This window comes from Kineosporia rhizophila, from assembly GCF_021277265.1.
GTDB classification, from domain to species: Bacteria; Actinomycetota; Actinomycetes; order Actinomycetales; family Kineosporiaceae; genus Kineosporia; species Kineosporia rhizophila.
On record NZ_JAJSOH010000014.1, the window covers coordinates 94,037 to 113,361 of the forward strand.

Sequence of the window (19,325 nt, forward strand, 5' to 3'; positions counted from 1 at the left end):
AAGGGCAGCGTTAGCCGCTACCAAACGTCATTAATTGTGGCTTTTCGTGCGCATCTGATTGGGATGAAGCCGATGGGAGCGCCAGAAGAACGAGCCAGTTGGGAAGTGTGTCCCTGAGGTCCATTCTCCGGCGACATCCCTTGGGTGAAGATGATCAGCGTGGACTATCTGGCCGTGATCGAACAGGGCACTCGGGACTTCGCCGAACTGCTGGAGCGCAGTGATCAGGAGGCGTTGGTGCCCTCGTGCCCGGGGTGGACGCTGCGCAACCTGGCCGAGCATCTTGGCGAGGTGCATCAGTGGGCGGCGCACGCGATTGTTGCGGGGAACCTGGATGCGAGCCCGACGGTGGCTCCGGAGGGCGCGGTGTGTGGGTGGTATCGCGACTCGGCGCGTCTGCTGGTGGAGACGTTGAGGGCTACGCCGGTGGATGCGCCGGCCTGGCATTTCGGGGCGAAGCCGCAGGTGGCGGGGTGGTGGCGTCGGAGGCAGGCGCACGAGGTGACGATTCACCTGCACGATGCTCAGTCGGCGGTGGGGAAGGTGCTTGCGATTGATGCGGCGCTGGCTGCGGACGGGGTGGCGGAGGTGCGCAGCGTCTTCTTTCCTCGGCAGGTGAGGCTGGGGCGGATTCCGGCCCTGGAGCACGCGATGGCGCTGGTGGTAGGCGAGACCGGGGAGCGGTTCGTCTTCGCCGGTGATGGGCTGAGTCCTGACGCTGAAGTTGAAGCAACCGTGGCGGGTCCGGCGGAGGCGCTGTATCTCCTTATCTGGGGCAGGCTTTCGGTGGAAGATCCCCGTCTGCAGGTTTCGGGGGACGGCGCTGCGGCGCGAGCGGTTTTGGCAGCGGGCCTGGTGCCTTGATGCGTTGGGTTGGCCGCCTGGGTTTACGTCTCAGGCGGCCAACCACTAACAACTAAGGACGTCGGTACGCCCGGATCGAGGGAAGCGCACGACCGCTGAAGTCGAACTGGGTGAGGTTGTCGTTGGGTGCGCCGGCTCCCGGTTCCCAGCCAACACCGGGCACCCACGCCGGTTCCCAGGCCAGGAAGCCCAGGCCGTTGCCGCCGGGGATGCCGGCCAGGATCTCGCGCAGCGCCTCGTAGTAGCCGGCCTGCCCGGCCGGGGTGGCGGGGAAGCGGGCTACGTCGGGCAGGGCCGAGGCGTCTTTGATCAGGTTCTCGTAGCCGTCGCCGTCTTCGATGGTCCACGGATAGCTGGTCTCGGCCAGCAGCACCGGCTTGCCGTAGCGGCTCACCGAGTCTTCGAGGTTGGCCTTGAGGTCGGCCAGGGAGCCGTGCCACATCGGGTAGTACGACTGCCCGATGATGTCGAAAGGCACGCCCTGGGCGGTGATCTGGTCGAAGAACCAGCGGGTGTCGCCGAGCTTGCCGCCCCGGTCGATGTGCAGCATGACCTTCAGCGGACGTTTGCCGGCCCCCTGCCGGGCACCTTCGATCCCGGCCTTGAGCAGCGTGGCGAACTCGCTCCAGCGCTGCGGGCCCTCTTCCGGGTAGAGCTTGCCCACCGGCCAGAGGATGCCGGCGGTGATCTCGTTGCCCATCTGGAACATGTCGATCGGCGTGCCCTGGGCGGCGAAAGCCCGCACCAGGTCACGGGTGTAGGTGCGCACCTTCTCGGTCAGCGCAGGCAGCTCGGTGGGCCAGCCGGCCGGGATCGGCTGCTTGCTCGGGTCTGCCCAGAAGTCGGCGTAGTGCGGGTCGAGCAGGATCTTCAGCCCGGCCTGCTTCGCACGACGAGCCAGGCCCAGCGCCCGCTTCTTGTCGGTGTAGCCCTTGGGCGGGTTCACCCACACCCGAATGCGCTGGTAGTTGGCGCCCGCGTCGGCCAGGATCCGCTCGGCCGGACGCACCCGGCCCTTCAGGTCGCGGTACTTGACCCCGGCTTCTTCGAGCTGAGGCAGGAACGACAGGTCGGCGCCGCGAACGCTCAGCGCGCCACCCGATCCGCGGGCCGCGGTCGAGGCGGCGTGGGCGGGGGTGGCGGCGAAGCCGGCCAGGGCCAGGCCACCGGCAGCAGCGAAGACGGAACGACGGCTGAGGCCGGGACTCTGCTCTTCAGCGGTGCGGGAACTACGTGAGGGCATCAGTGACCTCCGGAGGGAACGAGCGGGACCGTGAGCGCTCACAGTCCACGGTGTCCTGTCCGGATTGTCAAGAGTGGGTAGCTCGGGCTCCGCGCCGAGCGGCTAGGGTGCAGCCGAGGACGTCGGTAAAGGGTTGGGTGCATGTCGGACGAGGCGAGTGTTCACCCCAAGTCCCGGGGCGCGGCCCGCCGCGCCCAGCGCCGAGGGCCCACGATGGAAGACGTCGCTGAGGTCGCCGGAGTCTCTCGGGGAACGGTCTCGCGGGTCCTGAACGGGGCCCACCACGTCAGCGCCGAATCGCTGGCCGCCGTCGAAGCAGCCATGCAGCAGACCGGTTACGTGGTCAACCAGAGTGCCCGCAGCCTGGTCACCCGCCGCGCTGACGCCGTGGCCTTCGTCCTGTCCGAGCCCCACGAGCGCCTCTTCGAAGACCCGGTGTTCGACGTGCTCCTGCGCTCGTGCACCCAGATCCTCGGCGAGCAGGACTGCAGCCTCGTCCTCATGCTGGCCTCAACGGCGCAGGAACGAGCCCGGGTCATGCGCTTCGTCCGAGGCGGGCACGTAGACGGAGTTCTGCTGGTCTCGACCCACCACGGAGACCCGCTCGCTGCCGAACTGGACGAAGCCTCAGTCCCCGTAGTCGTCTGCGGCCGTCCGCCCAACCCGGCCTTGCGCATGCCTTACGTCACCGCCGACGACCGCGGCGGCGCCCGCCTGATCACCGAGCATCTGCTCCAGCAAGGCCGCTCCTGCATCGCCACCGTGGCCGGCCCCCAAGACACGGCCGGCGGCGCCGAACGCCTGGCCGGCTACCGCGACGTGCTGGGGGAGCGGACGCCGGAGCACGGCATCGCCCGAGCCCGCGACTTCAGCATCGCCGCCGGCCACCAGGCCATGACCCAGCTGCTGACCGACTGCCCGCAGCTGGACGCCGTTTTCGTGGCCTCAGACCTGCTCGCCGTAGGCGCCCTGGAAGCCCTCGCCGACGCCGGCCACCGCGTGCCCGAAGACGTCCTCGTCGGCGGCTTCGACGACTCCGTCATCGCCGCCGCCACCCACCCACCCCTCACCACCGTGCGCCAACCCCTCGACCAGGTCGCCGCCGAACTCGTCGAGGTGCTCATGCAGCTCATCGCCGGACGGCCGGCCTCGTCCCGCGTGCTGCCGACCACCCTCGTTCGTCGCCGTTCGGCCTAGACGCACTGGGAGCGCTCACAGCGAGGTCGGTCGGCGTGCGAGCTGTTGGCCCCTCCTGGCCACCCCTCACCCTTTGTGGGATCAGAGTTCCGATGGGTGATCGTGGCGGAGGGAACGATGCGGGTTTGCGACGTCGATACGATCCATAACGCGCAGGCCCAAATTGTTTACGCATAGTCCAGTCCTCGGTCGACTAGTCACGTCTGATGGCGCTCCAGGCGTGGGTCGGTAGCTGTAAGCACTCATTTGGTCACGCGGGGAAGATCGCCCTTCTGTTGCGGCTCACGGAGATCTGCCAGGACGCGCACGTGGGTGGTCGTTGCTTCGGTGTGCCTGAACCGGGCGCCCTGTGCCTCGCACCCCATTCGATAGAGTGCCCTCTAGTCAAAAGTGATGGCTCTACCGGAGGTGAGATCATGCAGGCGGTGTGGTTGAAGGAGTTCGGCTCGCCCGAGGTTCTGCACGTGCAGGAGACGCCCGACCCGCGCCCCGGGGCCGGGCAGGTTCTGGTGGAGATCGAGTTCGCGGGGATCACCTGGATCGAGACCATGTTCCGGGCGAACGGGTTTGGGCCGTTCCCGGCTCCGCCGATGATCCCGGGCAATGGTGTGGGGGGCACGGTCGTCGAGGTGGGGTCGGTCGAACACGAACACCTCAGAGGACGTCGGGTGGTCACCGGAACCGGTGGCTCGGGTGGGTATGCCCAGCGGGTGGTGGTCGGGGCCGAGCAGGTGATCCCGATTCCGGACGGCGTGGGCACGGCCGACGCTACGGCTCTGTTGGCCGACGGGCGTACAGCTCTGATGATCCTGGCCGCAGCGAATGTGCAGCCGGGCGAACGGGTTCTGGTTGAGGCTGCGGCCGGTGGGGTGGGCTCGCTGCTGGTGCAGCTGGCGCGGTCGGCGGGTGCGCAGGTGACAGGTGCGGCGGGTGGTTCGGCCAAGGTGCAGGTGGCGAGCGAGCTGGGTGCCCATCTGGCCGTCGACTACCGAGAGGCTGGCTGGGCCGAAGCCGTTCGAAGCGAAGTCGGAGGGGTGGACGTGGTGCTGGACGGGGTTGGGGGTGATGTTGCCTTGTCTGCTGCGACTTTGCTGGGGCGGGGCGGAAGGCTGATCAGCTTTGGGTTCAGCTCGGCCTCCGGCTGGCCTGACATCTCCGACGAGAACGCTGAGCGCCGCGGTATTCGGGTGCAGCGAGGAGTGTTCGGCCCGCCCGAGGAGCAGACCCGGCGTGCTGCAGAGGCTCTCGCGCTGGCTGAGAGCGGTCTTCTGAAGCCGCTCATCGGTCAGCAACTTCCGCTAGAGCAGGCCGCTGAGGCCCATGCTGCGATGGAAGCGCGCACCGTGCTGGGTAAGACACTCCTGGTGCCCTGAAGGCCGTTTGGGTGTGACTTATGGCCACTTTGACGCGGCCGGGCGTCCAAGATCGCTATAAGAGAGCTATGAAGCGCAAAACCCTGACTGCCGCGGGGGCGGGTCTGCTGGCGGTGGTCGGCCTGACGTCGTTCTTCGCCACCCAGTCGGCCACCGCCACCCCGGCCACCACCACTTCGGCCGCCGTCAAGGCCACGCCCACCAAGTCGGGCAACGGCGCCTCGATCGCCACCGCCCCGCCGGTCAGTGCCTCGACGGCCACTTTGCGCAAGGCGATCGACCAGGGCTTCTACGTCGACCCGAAGTCGCAGTCGGCCCTGTGGACGGCGGCGAACCCGAACGACAGCCGCACCCCGGCGATCAGCGCCAGCCTGGCCAAGCAGCCGATGGCGCGCTGGTTCGGTGACTGGTTCACCAGCATCAGCAAGTCGGTCGGTGACTATGTCGATGCGTCGGAGAAGGCCGGCAAGGTGCCGATCCTGGTGGCGTACAGCATCCCGAACCGCGATGTGTGCAGCGGACATTCGGGTGGTGGCGAGAGCAGCGCGGCCGCGTACCGCACCTGGATCTCGTCCTACGCCGGGGCGATCAAGAGCCGGCCTGCCGTGGTGGTGCTGGAGCCCGACGCCCTGGCCGACTACTCGTGCCTGAGCGCGGCTCAGATCACCGAGCGCGAGAGCCTGCTCAAATACGCCACCGAGCAGTTCCGCAGCAAGGCGCCGAACACCGTGGTCTACCTCGACGCGGGCAACTCGAAGTACGCCAAGGCCACCGACATCGCCGCCCGCCTGTCCAAGGCCGGGGTCGACAACGTGCGCGGGTTCGCGCTCAACGTGTCCAACTTCCACACCGAGGCCGAGGAGAAGGCGTTCGGCACCGCGGTCAACAACGCGCTGGCGGCCAAGGGCAAGGCCAAGAAGCCCTACATGATGGACACGAGCCGTAACGGCAACGGCTGGAACGGTAACTGGTGCAACCCGGTCGGCCGGAAGATCGGCGTGACGTCACGGGTGGACAGCACCACCGGCACCGGGCTGGAGGCGCGTCTGTGGATCAAGACGGCGGGCAACTCCGACGGCGAGTGCGGCAACGCGCCCACCATCAAGGCCGGCACCTTCAGCCCGCAGATCGCCTACAACCTGATCTACGGCAAGTGACCGCCGGCTGAGGGCGGCCGGCCGCCGACGTGGCTGCGGGTGGGTTATTCGTCCATATTGTGTGAATGATCCCCCGCCCCGAACCCGCGCAACCGTTCGCCGAGCTCCTGCGCCGGCACCGGCTCGCGGCCCGGCTCACCCAGGAGCAACTGGCCGCGAAGGCCGGTCTGAACGTGCGTTCGGTGAGTCAGCTCGAGCGGGGCAAGGTGCGTTACCCGAGGCCAGAGTCGGTGCGGCTGCTCGGGCAGGCGCTCGAGCTGGCCGACGACGAGCTGGCCGCGTTCACCGAACTGGCCCGCTCGGAGTGGTGGGCCGACCACAACGCCCACGCCGACGTCCTCAATTGGTCCCGCCCCACCCAGTTGCCGGGGAGCATCCCCGGCTTCACCGGGCGCAAGACCGAGCTGCAACAGCTCGACCAGCTGCTCGAACGAGTGGCAGAAACTACGGACGTCCCCGAGGCCCCAGCCGTCATAGGTGTGGTTTCAGGGGCGGCCGGGGTCGGGAAGACCACGATGGCGTTGCAGTGGGCGCGTACGGTGGCCGCTCGTTTTCCGGATGGGCAGCTGTATGCCGACCTGCGCGGCTTCGACCGCTCGGGCGCGGTGGCTGACCCTGCAGATGTGCTGCGGGGGTTTCTGCAGGCGCTTGGGGTAGAGGCCGGATCGGTGCCCGTGTCGTTGGAGCAGCGGGCGGCGCTGTACCGCAGTCTTCTGTCGAACCGTCGGATCCTGGTGGTGCTGGACAACGCGCGCGACAGTGATCAGGTCAGGCCGCTGCTGCAGGGGTGGGCCGGTTGCCTGACCCTGGTCACGAGTCGGAACCAGCTGACCTCGCTGGCGGCCACGAGCGGCGCACAGTTGCTTACCCTCGAGCCGCTGCCCTCCGTAGAGGCGCAGGAGCTGCTCACGGCTCGGCTGGGTGTGCAGCGCATTGCGGCTGAGCCCAGTGCGGTAGAGAAAATTGTGGACGCTTGTGGCGGGCTACCGCTGGCACTGGCCGTTGCGGCGGCGCGGGCTCAGCAGAGCAGCTTTCCGCTGGCCGTACTCGCGGCCGACCTCGGGGAGGCCGCGCAACGGCTCACCGTGCTGGAAGCCGGGGACGAGGTCACGGACGTACGGGCGGTCTTCTCCTGGTCGTTCGAAGCGATCTCGGCCCAGGCGGCGGATCTGTTCCGACTGCTGGGTCTGCACCCCGGTCCCGAAATCTCTCTCCCCGCCGCAGCCGCACTCAGCGGCCAGCCCGTGACCGACGTCCGTAAGCTCTTGATCGAATTAGTTCGCGCCAGCCTGCTCAGCGAACGCGCACCCGGCCGCTACCACCAGCACGATCTGTTGCGTGTGTACGCCGCCGAACTGGCCGCCACGCTGGACCAGGGCGAGCGCCGCAGCGCGATCATCCGCCTGCTGCAGCACTACGCGCACACCGCATACAACGCTGCACGGCTGATCGACCCTACCCACGACCCCATCGAGATACCCCTGGGGCCGGTGCTTCCGGGTACGAGCGCAATCACCGTCGCCGACGACCGACAGGCCCTGAACTGGATCGGCGGCGAGCTCCCCTCCCTGCTCGCCGCCGTCCATCTGTCGGCCGAGGCCGGTCTGGATGATCTGGCCTGGCAGCTGGCCTGGACCCTGGAGTCCTACCTACGGCGACAGGCCCGGTGGAGCGATCTGCGTGACGTCACCGCAGTCGGGCTGCGCGCCGCCGAACGCCTGGGCACCCCCGCCGCCCAGGGCTACTCGCAGCTGGTCATGGCCACCGCCGCAGCCGAAGTCAGCCAGCTCGCCACCGCTCATGCTCACGCGGCCGAAGCCCTGGAGCACTACGCCCGGGCTGGAGGAGGCTCGGCCCAGCTCGGCCAGGCTCGCACTCACCGCATGATCGGCTGGCTCTACGAACTGCAGAACCAACATACGGACGCCCTCGCGCACGTCCGTATGAGCCTGGCCGGCTATCGGGCGGTGGGACATCGTGACGGGGAGATGTTCGCGCTGAACGCCGTGGGCTGGGGACTGACGCTGACCGGCGAGCACGCTGAGGCCGTGATCAGCTGCCGGCAGGCGCTGGCGCTTGCCGAGGAGGCCGGTGATCGTAATGCGCAGGCGATGATCCTGGACAGCATCGCGTTGGCCGAGCATCACCTCGGCCACTACGGCACCGCCATCGACTGCTACAGACGGGCTGCTGACCTCTTCCGGGAGCTGGCCAGCCCTCGGGGAGAGGGATCCACCCTCGCCCGCCTGGCCGACTCCCAGGTCGCTGCCGGAAGCCTGACCGCCGCGCACGCCACCTACCAGCAGGCGTTGCACCTTCTTCGCGCCCAGAATCATCCCGACACCACAGCCGTCCTCAAACGATTCACCGACCTCCCTCCGGCCCCCACCGAAGCGCCCCCGGGGTGAAATGGTGGACGCGGGGGAGCCGGGTGAACAGGACGAACGACTTGACGTTCGGCCGGAGGTTCGCTGCTTCTCGTCGGGGGAGTGGTACTCAGGTACCACGTCGGGCCGGTACCCCGAGGTGGCGACAGCAGGGGGCGGGATTCGCCAGGGTCGTAGTCACGCACGCAGTCAGGCCTCTGACCAGCCTTGGCAGGAGAATCATGATTGAGACCCGGATCGAAGCCGCCCTCATGCCGCTCTACCTGCGCCTGCGCACCCTTGGGCCGTGGGACCTGGCCGCGACCGCATTAATCCTCGGCGTCGGCGTCTTCCTCGCCCAGTCCTTCTCGCCCGCGTTCGCGCTGACGTGCTGCCTGCTACCCCTGGTGCGCGTCTTCCCCACGGCTCTGGGGCCGGTGGCCGCCCTGCTCAGTGGGCTCGGCTACTCCTGGTGGCAGAACCAGGGCCAGGGAGGCCTGTTCAGCGAAGCCGGGATCTGGTGCCTGGTCGCGGGCGTGGCGGCCTGGCACGTGGGGCGTCGAGGGGTGGCCGGGTGGATTCTGCCCCTGCTCGCTGTGGCCGCTCTGATCGGCACAACCCCCTGGCAGCTGTCCGCGACCCCCGTGGGCGTGATCGCTTTCGCCTACGTCGCCGGGCGGATCCATGCGTTCCACGATCGTGTGGGCCTGCTGAACCAGGAGCTGCACGAGGCCCGCGACGAGGTCACGGTGGTACGCAGCGAGAACCGCAGCCTGGAAGAGCGCTCGGCCCTGGCCCGCGAACTGCACGACGTGGTGGGGCATCATCTTTCGGTGATCTCACTGGCTGCCGAGGGCGCGAACCTGAACCCGGACACCACTTCGGAATCGCTGCAGCGCATCCGCATTGCCTCGACCGCCGCTATGAGCGACCTCGACGTGCTGCTGCGCTCGCTGCGGGCAGACGGCGAGAGCGCTCCCCTTGAGCCGTACAAGGGGCTGGCCAACATCGAGGAACTGACCGGTGTGCTGCGCGAGGCCGGCATCCAGGTCGAGTCCCGCATCCTGGTCACCATTCCCGTGCCCGAGGGCCTGCAGCTCACGGCCTACCGGATCGTCCAGGAGGGCGTCACCAACATCGTCCGCCACTCCCAGGCCGGCCGCGCTGCCCTCAGCATCACCACCGCCGGCAACGACCTGCTGATCTCAATTGGAGACGACGGCGTCGGCTTCAGCGGTGGGCCCGACGAGCAGGGACGAGGGTTGGTGGGGATCGGCGAACGCGTGGCCAGTTTCGGAGGCATCTGGTCGACCGGTACCTCCGAGGCCGGCGGCAGCGTGCTCGACGTCAGACTCCCGATCGCCCTCGAACAGATCACCTCATGATCAGCGTCGCCGTCGTCGACGACCAGGAGCTCGTGCGCGCCGGTCTGCGCAGCGTGTTGTCGTCGGCGGCGGACCTGGACGTGGTGGCCGAAGCCGAGAACGGCCGCCAAGCCGTACGCCTCGCCCACGAACTCGAGCAGCTGGACGTGATGCTGCTTGACATCCGCATGCCCGTGCTCGACGGTCTGACCGCCCTCCCGCAGATCCTGGAAATCCGCCCCGACCTCGCCGTCCTGATCCTGACCACGTTCCAGGACGACGAGTACGTGGCCGCTGCCCTGGCCCAAGGCGCATCAGGATTCCTGCTCAAGCGCGCCTCCGGCACCGAGCTCATCACAGCAGTGCGGGCCGGAGCCGCCGGCGACGCCGTCCTGGCCCCCGAGGTCACCCGGGCCGTCATCCACCGCAGCACCCAGCCCGCCCCCGCTCCCGTCCAGACCCCCGCCGAACTCACCGCCCGCGAGCTCGACGTGTTCCGCATGATCACCGCCGGCGCCAACAACGCCGAGATCGCGGCCCAGCTCTTCCTGAGCGACAGCACCGTGAAAACCCATGTTTCCCGGGTGCTGCAGAAACTGGGCTGCCGTGACCGGGTGCAGGTGGCGCTGCTGGGGGTGCGGATGAACATCCTGGCTACTTAGAGGCGCTGACGGTTCCCGGTGCGTCCCGACTCGGCCACGGCCGCGATCAGTGCGGCGTTGTGGGTGGCCAGGGCGAAGTCGGGGGTGGTGCGGGAGCCGGTGCGCAGGTCGGTGGTGATGCAGGTGTACACCTGGGACACATTGAGGGCCGGGCCCTGAAGAGCCGATGCCTCGGGCGCGGCGAACTCGGCGCTGGAGGTGAGGGTGAGGTCGCCGCCCTGAACGCCGAACATCGTCCCGCCGCGCAGCCGCAGCCAGCCTTCCGTTCCTCGGACGGTGAAGTCGAACTTGGCGTCCTCGGCCGCCACGCCCCCGATGACCGACACGTTGAAGGCCGTGCCTGAGCCGGCGGTGCCGAGGATGTCGGCGTGGTCGGGCACTTCGCGGGTGGTGCTCTGCTGGGTGTCGAAGACCTGGGGGTTCGGGAAGAGGGTGGGGGTGTGGGCTTGCAGTTCGCTGACCTCGCCCAGGACCGACTCCATCAGATCCAGGGTGTGCCCGGCCGTGATGGTGAGCAGGTTGGCGCCGGACGAGGCCTGCTCGAAGTACAGGTAGCCCGACGCCGTCACCGGCCCGAAGGCGCCCGACGTCGAAACCACCCGCGCGCTGACCGGACGCCCGATCGCCCCGTCAGCGACCAGTTGTGCAGCCCGCCGAACTGACGGGTTGAGCCGACCCTGCAGCCCGATCGCGGTCACCGCGTCCTTGCCCGCGGCCTGCAGGTACTGGGCCTCGGCCAGATCGACCCCGAGCGGCGCCTCGCAGTACACCGCCTTGCCGGCCTTGAGCGCGGCCTCCACCAGGGCCCGGTGCGCCGGAACTCGCACGGCGACCGTGACGATGTCGATCTCGTCGCTGGCGATCATCTCCAGCGGGTCTGCGTACCAGCGGTCAGCGCCGAAGGCCTCGGCTGCCTCGCGGGCGCTGGCCTCGTTCCGCGTGGCCACGGCGGCGAGGTGGGTGTCGGCCAGGCTCTTGACCGCGGGCACGTGGGAGAGCTGCGCCCAGCTGGCCCTGGTGTCGGCGCCGATGATCCCGATGCGGAAAGCCTTGTTCATTGTGTGTCTCCAGAGCTGGTGGTGGGTTGGCTCCAGAGAACTGCCTGCCGCGTCGGGCCACCAGTGCTGGTCGAACCTGGGCATGGGATGACCAGGTACGACGGGACTCAGGCCCAGCGGGCGGCGTTCTGCTCGAAGGGCTCGATACCCACGCTGGCCCGGCGTTCGTTCAGCTGATCCGGGTCCACGCACGGCCAGAGCACGGGCTTGCCGTCCACGACATCGGCGACCTGGGTTCCGTACACCTGGTAGCGGCCCTCGTTCACCGCGACGCGATCTTCCAGGAAGGCCAGCTCGCGGGCCTGCGCAACGCCGCGGTCAACGGCCTCGCGTAGCAGCCGCACGGCCAGCCGTTGCACATCGAGCTGCGTATCTGCGTGCTGGGCGATGAGCCAGGCCCCGCGAGCGGCCTCTGGGCCGACGCGCTCAGCCGTTGGCCAGCCGTGGTTCTCCAACAGTTCATGCAGCCGGTCTGCGTGCCGGACGAACACTTCCCGCTGCTCACGCTTGACCTCTGCGGTCACCGGCCCGGGGACGTCGGCCCGGGTCCGGATCATGAGCTCCTTCTGCTCCGTCATCATCGCGACCAGCTCAGCGGCAATCTCATTGTCCTGCAGCATTTCTGCTCCCCCAATGCGGTGATGGAGCAGTGATTCTGCGGCACGACGGGGGCCTTGCCGCAAGGCCCCCGGTCGCCGGTAAGCTTGAGGAGGGGGCAGGAGTGGTCGGCTCCCGTTGCCCGGTCGAGCGGTGCCCAGGGGGTTGCACCAGATCCGTCGAGCGTCCATGGTCTTGGTGCACGAGGTTGATGGCCGGGAATGTGGCCGTCGGCCGTTCGCTCCTCGACGGCGGCAAAGGGGATCCGAAATGCGGGCAAACAAATGGACGACGGCGGCTGGGGCAGCGCTGACCGGTGCCTTGGTGGTGGGTGGGCTCTTCGGCTCGGCGGGTCCGGCGTCGGCCAGCCCGACTGTCCAGTCTTCGCAGGGCGTCTCGCACGAGGCGGCGGGCAAGAAGAAGGGGCCGCTGTCGGGCAAAAGGCAGGTGACAATCGTCCGTAAAGGCTCTTTCGAGTCGGGGGTGGCCCTGATGAAGAAGGCGGGCCTGGTCGAGCGGGACGACGACGCGGGGCGTCAGTTGTTCGTGCCGACCCCGCTGGACAAGGGCAAGTACCTGGTCAAGGCCTACAAGAGCGGGTCGAAGGCGAAGGCCACCTGCTGGCAGGCCTACCAGCCCAAACCTACTGCCTCGCTGCGGATCCGTGGGGCCAAGTGCAACGCGAAGAGCAAGGCCCAGCGGTTCGAGATCGTGAAGATCAAGGGCAAGGGCAAGGGGTACGTGTTCAGCAACCGGGGCGCCTACCTGTGGCACACCGACAACGGGTTCATCCTGGAAGAGATCGGTGACGCCACGCTGGACACCTATTTCAAGCTGGTGGACAACGGTAAGGCGACGGCCTGAGTCCTGATCTGCGCGTCGGTGGCTGCCGGGTCGAAACGGCCCGGCAGTCAACGGTTCCGCCTCAGGAGCTGAAGTAGGCGATGATGGCCGGCACGTCGGCGACGGTGGCGTCGGCGGGAGCCTGAACCGGTTCGGCCTGCTGGTCGATCTCCACGTCGAGCGCGAGGTTCGCTCCCTTGACCGGCTTTTCCAGGAACTGCACCAGGTCCACGTTGAGGCCGGTCAGCTTGCCGTTGTCCACGTAGAGGTCGACCGCCACGTCCTGGTCGGGCATCTCGTCGATCGAGGCGATCTCGGTGTCGCCGGTGAGCGCGGCCAGGTCGTCCTGCACCGACTCGGCGATCTGCTTGGCCGGCGCGGTCATCCGGTAGCCGCCGTCGATCGTGGTGACCTTCACGTCCTTCTCGAACGCGGTCTTCAGCGAGTTCAGCAGGTCGTAACCGCGCGTCGGGTCGGGCGCTCCGATCTCGGTCAGGTCTTCGAGCAGGCCGTCCTTGGTCAGGGCCTGCTCGGCCTCGGGCAGGTTGATCGAGATCCACCTGCTGTCCAGCAGGGCGTTCCCGGGGTCGGCGAAGACCGGCGGGACGTCGTCGAAGACCGTGCGGGCCTCGGCCACGTTCGTCCCGAACTGATCGGTCCACCAATCCGCGTCGACGCGCAGATAGAACTGGTCGTCCACTCCGACCACATCGACCAGGGACGAGTCCTTCAGCTGCACCGAGACCTGGTACGAGTCCGGTCCGTCGGACAGCGTCTTGTCTTCTGCCGCACTGAAGTTCGACGAGATCCGGCCGTCGAGCGCGGCGACGGCCAGGTCGATGTCCTCCTTCGACATCCGCTCGGTCTTGGGCTGGGCGGCATTGATCTTCACCAGATCCGCGCGCGAACTCTCCAGCCGGGCCTGCACTCCCAGCTCCTGCGTGTCGCCCAGGTTCTGAAAGGCCCTGAGCAGCTCCGCCTTCGGCCCGCTGCCGACAGTCGTTCCGGCCTTTCCGGTCTGCTCGGCTCCGCAGCCGGCCACCAGCGTGGTGGCGATCAGGCCGAGCCCGACGAACAGTGTCGTTCCGGTGCGCTTCATGGTTTCGTCCTTCGCTTCTGGTGACGGTCCTGCTTGCCTGACAGAAGGCTAGGAACGGACGGGGGTGCGCGGCGTCGGCCCGAAGTATCAGGATCGCTGGTCATCCGAAAGTTGCGATACACCCCCGGACGGGCGCCTGACCTGCGCCGATGCCGGTTCCGCGTAGGGTGCACAGATGGATGCCTCGCTCACGCAGCCCGAAGTACAGCCCGGCCGGGGCCTCGGATCGGCCTCGGCGGTGCTGTGGGACATCGACGGAACCCTGCTGACCTCGGGCGGGGTTGCAGCCCAGGCGTTCCTGAAGGCGGTGGAGCAGGTCACCGGACTCAGCCCCAGCGTGGAAGGCATCGAGTTCGAGGGCCGGATCGACCCGGAGATCGCCACTCTGCTGCTGGAGACCATCGACCACGGCACCGATCACGTGCCGGCGGTGCTGTCGACCTATCACGACCTGATCCACGGTGACCTCGACGCGCTGAACACGCGCACCCAGGTGCTGCCGGGGGTAAGGGAGCTGATGGCCATGCTGGTCGACGCCCAGGTTCACCAGACCGTGGTCACCGGCAACATCCGCAGCGTGGCCGAGGCGAAGCTGAACGCCGCCGGCCTGGTGCCACCGATCGACGTGGAGCCGGGCGGCTACGGTGACAGCGGCTCCACCCGCGTCGAGGTCGCCGAGTCGAGTCTCAGGGCTTTGTTCGGAGACCAATGGACGACGCGGGTCGGGGATTGCTGGATCATCGGCGACACCCCGCGCGATCTCGCCTGCGCACAGGCCCTCGGGCTGCGGTGTGCCTTGGTCGCGACCGGCCGTACTCCGGTCGAGGCCCTGCAAGGCCTGGGAGCGGACGCCGTCCTGACCGGGCTCGAGGTGCCCGGTGACATCAAGCGGCTCTGGGGCTGACTACTCCTGCTCCTTGCCGCACCACCACGTGGTCCGGCCTCCTACCGTCCCCTGGACCATGGACGTATGGCAGCGCGGGCAACGGGCAGCCTTCTTGCGGTAGGCGACCACCTTGAGGGTGTGAACTCCACCCCCGGCAATGGCGTCGCGGATCGCGGCCCGGGTAGCCCGGAGCAGGCGGCTGACCTCGTCGGGTGCCAGCTCGTCGGCCGGGCGGGCGGGATTGATACGGGCGGCCCAGAGGATCTGGTCGGCCAGCAGATTGCCGATGCCGGCGATGCGGTCCTGGTCCATCAGCCGCGCCTTCACCGGGGCGCCGCTCGACTCGAGCAGTGCCCGGAAGGCCGGGGGCTTGATGAACTGCGCGTCGGGCCCCAGCTTCTCCACCGGCGGATCCAGGCGCACGCGGCCCAGACGCCGGGGATCGATCAGCAGCAGGGAGCCGCCGTCTTCAAAGGTCAGGCCGAACCGCGTGAAGCGATGGTCACCGGCCTGGCGCCCCCGCTCCCAGTAGTCCCCGCCGTCGACCTCGGTGCCCTCCCCATCGCCGATCACGATCTTCCCGGACATGCCCAGGTGGATACCCAGCACCGGGCCGTCGTCGGAGGTGTCCACCCACATGCTCTTACCCCGCCGGTGCGCCGCGGTCAGCGTCCGGCCCAGCAGGGCGCTGCGGATCTGGCCGGGAGAGTGGGGGCGGCACTCATAGGTGTCGCTGTCGTCCACGTCCGCGATCGTGCGATGCAGCGCAGCCCGCTCGATGACGGCGCGAGCAGACTCGACTTCGGGCAGTTCAGGCACCGGGGAAGCCTCGCACAGTCTCCGGACTGCACAACGGCAACCGTCGCGCCGTCATAAGACGTAGAAATTTGTCTGCTGACGGGACAACCTCGAGAGGGGTAAAAGGCGTCAAGCATGGGGGGAGGACCAATGACGGCGATCGAACACCGTGCGACTGGCCATGCCAGCGCGCTCGAGCAGGTGAAGAGCTGGGTGCGCAGGTACTGCCTGGCCAGCCTGCTCGGCACCCCTGGCGCAGCCCACACCGCCGACCTGGTCACCCAGGCCGTCTACGCCGACGTCCGTGCGGCCCTACGCAGCCACCGAGCGCAGTCGCCCACCTTCGAAGCGTTCGTCTACCAGGCCATGGTCTGGCAACTGCGGCACGTCGAGCGCCCGCAGCCGGCCCCAGCGGGTTCAGCCCTGCACCACCTGCCCGACCACCTGCGCGAGGTGCTGCTGCTGCGCACCGCCGCCGGCCTGAGCGCCGAACAGACCGCCCGCGCCCTCAGCCTGCCCACCGAGGCCGTGATGGCGGCCCAGCATCAGGCGTTGCAGGTGCTGCGAAGGTTCGGCCTTCCGGGCTGACCGAGTCAGACTGCGCGGCCCAGCAGGGACATGAGCTGGACGGTCGGGTCGGTGCTGGTGGTGGGGATCGAGGGGGCGAAGATGCCGGTTCCCTCGAAGGCGGCCAGATGCTGGCGGGCAAAGCCGAGACAGATGCCCACGGCCTGAGGGTCGAGGGTCTCGTCCTGGCCCGAGCCGCGGGCCAGGTCCCACTCGTGCACCGTCAGGTCGACGAACATCTGCCCGGCGTAGATGTCTGCCGGGACGGTGCCGAAGGACAGTTCCACGGTGCCGGACAGGTCGGTGCTGAGCCAGGCCTCCCGGGAGACCTGGGCGGCCTGCTTCCAGACGCCGGCCGGGTCGGTGCCCACCAGGTCTCCTTCGTAACGATCGCCGACCTGGGCGAGGGATTCGTGAGCCAGGATGTGCGGGGCCCAGAAATGCTCGCTGACCAGATGGTTCACCAGGCGCCGGACAGACCATTCCGAGCACGGGGTGGGGTTGTCCCAGCGGTCTTGCGCAACGGCTTGGACGCGGGTGTCGAACCGGTCGATCGCGGCAATGATGGCCAGGGCATGTTCGTGAGGCACGGGTGGACCTTTCGGGGATCTGAAGCTGATGTCGGACGGTTCTACGGCCGAATCCGCCCGACGGTTCACACCTCGCCCGATCAGGCACCCGAGACGGTCGTCTTCTCCACCAGTTGCCCGTCGCGGAAACAGAAGCGGTAGTAGAGGTTGCCCGACGCATCCGTGACGTCACTGGACATGTAAAGTTCGCAGTCCGCTCCCTTGGGAGTCGGCTCCGGGTCGCTCTTGCCGGCCCCGAACACGTCGGCCTCGGTGAACTCCACCGCGTCGGAGATGTCGGCCCGCACGGCTTCCCGCGTGTCTCCCACCTGCACCGAACTGTAGGCCTGGGGTGAGACTGTGCTCTTGGTGAAGAGCTTGAACAGGAAGTAGCCGCCGCCTGCCAGTGCGCCGATGCCCAGGATGCACGCCACCAGGATTCCGGCCAGAAGCTTTTTCATGACTGTGTTTTCCCTTCGTCAGTACCTTTTCCGACCCCTTGATCGTGACAAGGCGCTGTTGACGGGCACGACCGCAATCCGGCTGATCCCCGTGCTGTCGGCGGTGATACGAAAGTGCTACGGCGCCAACACGGAGCGTTGGCAGGGGTGACTCGAAAGGGGCCTCTGGGGGCCGACCGCCCGGCGCTCGCCTATTGTGGGAAGCGGTTGCCCTGAAGTAGGTCCGATGGAAGGAACGACATGGCTGACGGTGCGGCGCAGGGGTGGGTGAAGAAGGCCGAGGTCGACGAGGGGGACGGGTTGACCCTGGCCGAGATGGGCCAGCTGACCGAGCTGGCCATAGAGGTCGAGGCACGGGTCACCGGCGGTCCTCTGGCGCCCCCGTCGGCCTGAGCGGCCCCTCTCCGGCCGGGCGGTGGTGAACCCGGGCCGGAGCGCAGCCGTGGAGGAGGGCGTCAGTCGTCCCGGGCTGTCTGGATGTGAAACAGGTCATACGGTTCTGAGCAAACGCTTTGGATCCGCCCCGACCATTACCGGGCGTGAACACCAAGAGCGTGCCGAGGGGGACCGTGGCCTCCGACGCCGATCTGATCGCCAGTTGCCTGGCCGGTGACGAGGACGCCTTCGTGCGGATGATCAGCCGGCACGAGGAGGCGATCAGCCGCTACCTGGTCCGGCAGGTCGGCCGGGAAGCGGCCCAGGACCTGCTGGGCGAGGTGTGGATCGCGGCCTACACCTCCCGGGCGAGCTACGACCGGTCGTACGCCGACGCGCGGCCCTAGCTGTACGGCGTCGCCCTGAACCAGGTGCGGCGGCTGTGGCGGAATCGGCCGCCCGAGAATCTGATCCCCGACATGGGTGAACTGCCGATCGCCTGGGACCCCTGGCCGACGGTGGAGATCCGCCTGGACGCTCGGGAAGCGCTGCGCGGCGCCCTGGCCGCGCTCAGGCCCGATGCCCGGGATGTGCTGACCCTGGTCGTCGGTGAAGACCTGGCGGTCGTGGACGCTGCGCGGGTTCTCGGGTTCTCGGGATCACGGCGGCCAAGGCCCGGCGTCTGCTGTACGAGGCGCGGGCGTCGCTGCGTCAGGACTCTCGGATCGCAGCCCTTCTGGACGAACTGAACAACGTGGGGGAGAGCAAGTGATGACCAACGAGATCGACCTGGTGAAGCAGGCCCTGGTCGCCGAACCCCTGGACCGCCAGGCCCGCGACCGGGCTCGGGCGCAGTTCCTGGCCTATCGAGAGACTGCTCGCGACACGAGCCCGGGGCGCTTCCGAAAGGTTCTGGCCGGCCGCAGGCATGGGCAGGGCGTAGTAGGGATCGGCGCCGGTATCGGGGCACTGGCTGCCGGGGCCGCCGTGGTCTTCGCTGTCACCACGACTCTCCCGGCCGAAAATCAGCGAACGCCGGTGGTGCCGAGCGCCGACCCGGCCCCCGTGATCGAGTCGGAACTGGTGGCGCTGGCCAATCGGATCGCCGACGAGAAGCCCGGCGGAGATGCGTCTTTGATCATTGAATCACGGACGACGGGTGGTTCGTCCGAGCAGGTCACCTACAACCTCTATGCCGACGACGGACGGTACTTCTTCGCCGAAGACCGGGCGTCACTGGCCGCGGCGGTGGACCAGGGTCGAGACGTCTCGGCCAGCTCTGATCATCGTAAAGCGCAAGCCGCAGCAGCTTTCGCCGCCGATGGCGACCTGACGGTGGCTCGCACGAAAATGGTCAATGCAGAACCGAACTATCTTGGCCTGGGCCTCGGCCAGGCCGAGCGTCAGAAACTCTGGGACAAGGCGCTGGCCAACAGTGCCGACGTGATGGCGGAGCTGGGGATCGAGCCCGATCCGAATCCGCCCGTCGGCAAGGAGCTGGAGATGCGCGTGGGCAGTGCGCTCTGGAACAACAGCTACGACGCTCTGGCCACTGGTGCCGGAGATCCGAAGGTGCGGGCCGGAGTGCTTCGGCTGCTTTCCACCATTCCGGATGTCAGCGTCGAGAAGTCCACCTCAGAAGGCGTATTGAAACTGACTGCTGCAGAAGAACTCTCCGGCGGCGATGTGGTGCAGGAACTGACGATCGACGCCGATAACGGAACGCCGTTGTCCTACGAGAGCGAGCCGGTGGAGCCGGGGATCGAGGCATCCAAGAGCACGTTGGAGGTTTCCCGGGTGACGGTCGCCGAGGTGCAGGCCGACTGATGAGGGCCCGGTCCGCGCC

The 19,325-nt window shown here is 68.1% G+C and carries 21 protein-coding genes; 14 read left to right on the forward strand and 7 right to left on the reverse strand.

The window, feature by feature from the left end; genetic code table 11:
- The first annotated feature begins 150 nt into the window (after positions 1 to 150).
- Positions 151 to 864 carry a maleylpyruvate isomerase family mycothiol-dependent enzyme gene (locus LWF15_RS20115; RefSeq protein ID WP_232812411.1) on the forward strand — a complete coding sequence of 238 codons (714 nt, stop codon included), beginning with the start codon at positions 151 to 153 and terminating at the stop codon, positions 862 to 864.
- A 52-nt stretch (positions 865 to 916) separates the two neighbouring features.
- On the opposite strand, the gene LWF15_RS20120 is transcribed toward LWF15_RS20115, so the two are convergent.
- Entirely contained in the window at positions 917 to 2,107 is a 1,191-nt protein-coding gene (locus tag LWF15_RS20120; RefSeq protein ID WP_232812412.1) for a glycoside hydrolase family 53 protein, read from the reverse strand.
- A gap of 141 nt (positions 2,108 to 2,248) precedes the next feature.
- Here LWF15_RS20120 and LWF15_RS20125 point away from each other — a divergent pair, with 141 nt between their 5' ends.
- The 6 genes from LWF15_RS20125 (at position 2,249) to LWF15_RS36615 (ending at position 10,226) form a co-directional block, all read left to right on the forward strand.
- The gene (locus LWF15_RS20125) at positions 2,249 to 3,304 is read left to right on the forward strand and encodes a LacI family DNA-binding transcriptional regulator (protein WP_232812413.1); all 1,056 of its coding nucleotides are present in this window, start codon (positions 2,249 to 2,251) and stop codon (positions 3,302 to 3,304) included.
- A gap of 206 nt (positions 3,305 to 3,510) precedes the next feature.
- Positions 3,511 to 4,677, forward strand: a complete 1,167-nt coding sequence (locus tag LWF15_RS20130; RefSeq protein ID WP_232812414.1) for a zinc-binding dehydrogenase — start codon at positions 3,511 to 3,513, stop codon at positions 4,675 to 4,677.
- Positions 4,678 to 4,745: 68 nt separating this feature from the next.
- Positions 4,746 to 5,834: a glycoside hydrolase family 6 protein gene (locus tag LWF15_RS20135; protein ID WP_232812415.1), complete on the forward strand. Its 1,089-nt coding sequence runs from the start codon at positions 4,746 to 4,748 to the stop codon at positions 5,832 to 5,834.
- Positions 5,835 to 5,899: 65 nt separating this feature from the next.
- Positions 5,900 to 8,242, forward strand: a complete 2,343-nt coding sequence (locus tag LWF15_RS20140) for a tetratricopeptide repeat protein (RefSeq protein WP_232812416.1) — start codon at positions 5,900 to 5,902, stop codon at positions 8,240 to 8,242.
- Between the two features lie 200 nt (positions 8,243 to 8,442).
- Complete coding sequence (locus LWF15_RS20145) at positions 8,443 to 9,585, forward strand: sensor histidine kinase (RefSeq protein ID WP_232812417.1); 1,143 nt, start codon at positions 8,443 to 8,445, stop codon at positions 9,583 to 9,585.
- Complete coding sequence (locus tag LWF15_RS36615; protein ID WP_269810506.1) at positions 9,582 to 10,226, forward strand: response regulator; 645 nt, start codon at positions 9,582 to 9,584, stop codon at positions 10,224 to 10,226. The genes LWF15_RS20145 and LWF15_RS36615 overlap by 4 nt, the downstream gene beginning before the upstream one ends.
- Here the strand turns inward: LWF15_RS36615 and LWF15_RS20160 are convergent.
- Both LWF15_RS20160 and LWF15_RS20165 read right to left on the reverse strand, forming a co-directional pair.
- On the reverse strand, positions 10,223 to 11,284 hold the full coding sequence (locus tag LWF15_RS20160; RefSeq protein ID WP_232812418.1) for a Gfo/Idh/MocA family protein: 1,062 nt from the start codon (positions 11,282 to 11,284) through the stop codon (positions 10,223 to 10,225). The genes LWF15_RS36615 and LWF15_RS20160 overlap by 4 nt on opposite strands.
- Positions 11,285 to 11,391: 107 nt before the next feature.
- Positions 11,392 to 11,904: a DUF6624 domain-containing protein gene (locus LWF15_RS20165; RefSeq protein WP_232812419.1), complete on the reverse strand. Its 513-nt coding sequence runs from the start codon at positions 11,902 to 11,904 to the stop codon at positions 11,392 to 11,394.
- A gap of 247 nt (positions 11,905 to 12,151) precedes the next feature.
- On the opposite strand from LWF15_RS20165, the gene LWF15_RS20170 reads away from it, so the two are divergent.
- On the forward strand, positions 12,152 to 12,745 hold the full coding sequence (locus LWF15_RS20170) for a hypothetical protein (protein WP_232812420.1): 594 nt from the start codon (positions 12,152 to 12,154) through the stop codon (positions 12,743 to 12,745).
- Positions 12,746 to 12,806: 61 nt separating this feature from the next.
- On the opposite strand, the gene LWF15_RS20175 is transcribed toward LWF15_RS20170, so the two are convergent.
- Complete coding sequence (locus LWF15_RS20175; protein ID WP_232812421.1) at positions 12,807 to 13,823, reverse strand: hypothetical protein; 1,017 nt, start codon at positions 13,821 to 13,823, stop codon at positions 12,807 to 12,809.
- 175 nt (positions 13,824 to 13,998) lie between these two features.
- On the opposite strand from LWF15_RS20175, the gene LWF15_RS20180 reads away from it, so the two are divergent.
- Positions 13,999 to 14,727, forward strand: a complete 729-nt coding sequence (locus tag LWF15_RS20180) for an HAD family hydrolase (RefSeq protein ID WP_232812422.1) — start codon at positions 13,999 to 14,001, stop codon at positions 14,725 to 14,727.
- On the opposite strand, the gene LWF15_RS20185 is transcribed toward LWF15_RS20180, so the two are convergent.
- Positions 14,728 to 15,528 carry an Fpg/Nei family DNA glycosylase gene (locus LWF15_RS20185; protein WP_232812423.1) on the reverse strand — a complete coding sequence of 267 codons (801 nt, stop codon included), beginning with the start codon at positions 15,526 to 15,528 and terminating at the stop codon, positions 14,728 to 14,730. It lies immediately after the preceding gene.
- A gap of 129 nt (positions 15,529 to 15,657) precedes the next feature.
- On the opposite strand from LWF15_RS20185, the gene LWF15_RS20190 reads away from it, so the two are divergent.
- Complete coding sequence (locus LWF15_RS20190; protein WP_232812424.1) at positions 15,658 to 16,095, forward strand: sigma factor-like helix-turn-helix DNA-binding protein; 438 nt, start codon at positions 15,658 to 15,660, stop codon at positions 16,093 to 16,095.
- Positions 16,096 to 16,100: 5 nt separating this feature from the next.
- Here the strand turns inward: LWF15_RS20190 and LWF15_RS20195 are convergent, their stop codons facing one another.
- Both LWF15_RS20195 and LWF15_RS20200 read right to left on the reverse strand, forming a co-directional pair.
- The gene (locus LWF15_RS20195) at positions 16,101 to 16,664 is read right to left on the reverse strand and encodes a TIGR03086 family metal-binding protein (protein WP_232812425.1); all 564 of its coding nucleotides are present in this window, start codon (positions 16,662 to 16,664) and stop codon (positions 16,101 to 16,103) included.
- 80 nt (positions 16,665 to 16,744) lie between these two features.
- Entirely contained in the window at positions 16,745 to 17,104 is a 360-nt protein-coding gene (locus LWF15_RS20200; RefSeq protein WP_232812426.1) for a hypothetical protein, read from the reverse strand.
- A 240-nt stretch (positions 17,105 to 17,344) separates the two neighbouring features.
- On the opposite strand from LWF15_RS20200, the gene LWF15_RS20205 reads away from it, so the two are divergent.
- The 4 genes from LWF15_RS20205 (at position 17,345) to LWF15_RS20220 (ending at position 19,306) form a co-directional block, all read left to right on the forward strand.
- The gene (locus LWF15_RS20205) at positions 17,345 to 17,497 is read left to right on the forward strand and encodes a hypothetical protein (RefSeq protein ID WP_232812427.1); all 153 of its coding nucleotides are present in this window, start codon (positions 17,345 to 17,347) and stop codon (positions 17,495 to 17,497) included.
- 146 nt (positions 17,498 to 17,643) lie between these two features.
- Positions 17,644 to 17,886, forward strand: coding sequence for an RNA polymerase sigma factor (locus tag LWF15_RS20210; protein WP_232812428.1), 243 nt, complete (start codon positions 17,644 to 17,646; stop codon positions 17,884 to 17,886).
- Between the two features lie 72 nt (positions 17,887 to 17,958).
- Positions 17,959 to 18,228: an RNA polymerase sigma factor gene (locus LWF15_RS20215; protein WP_232812429.1), complete on the forward strand. Its 270-nt coding sequence runs from the start codon at positions 17,959 to 17,961 to the stop codon at positions 18,226 to 18,228.
- Positions 18,229 to 18,250: 22 nt separating this feature from the next.
- Positions 18,251 to 19,306, forward strand: a complete 1,056-nt coding sequence (locus LWF15_RS20220; RefSeq protein WP_232812430.1) for a hypothetical protein — start codon at positions 18,251 to 18,253, stop codon at positions 19,304 to 19,306.
- Positions 19,307 to 19,325: the final 19 nt, after the last annotated feature.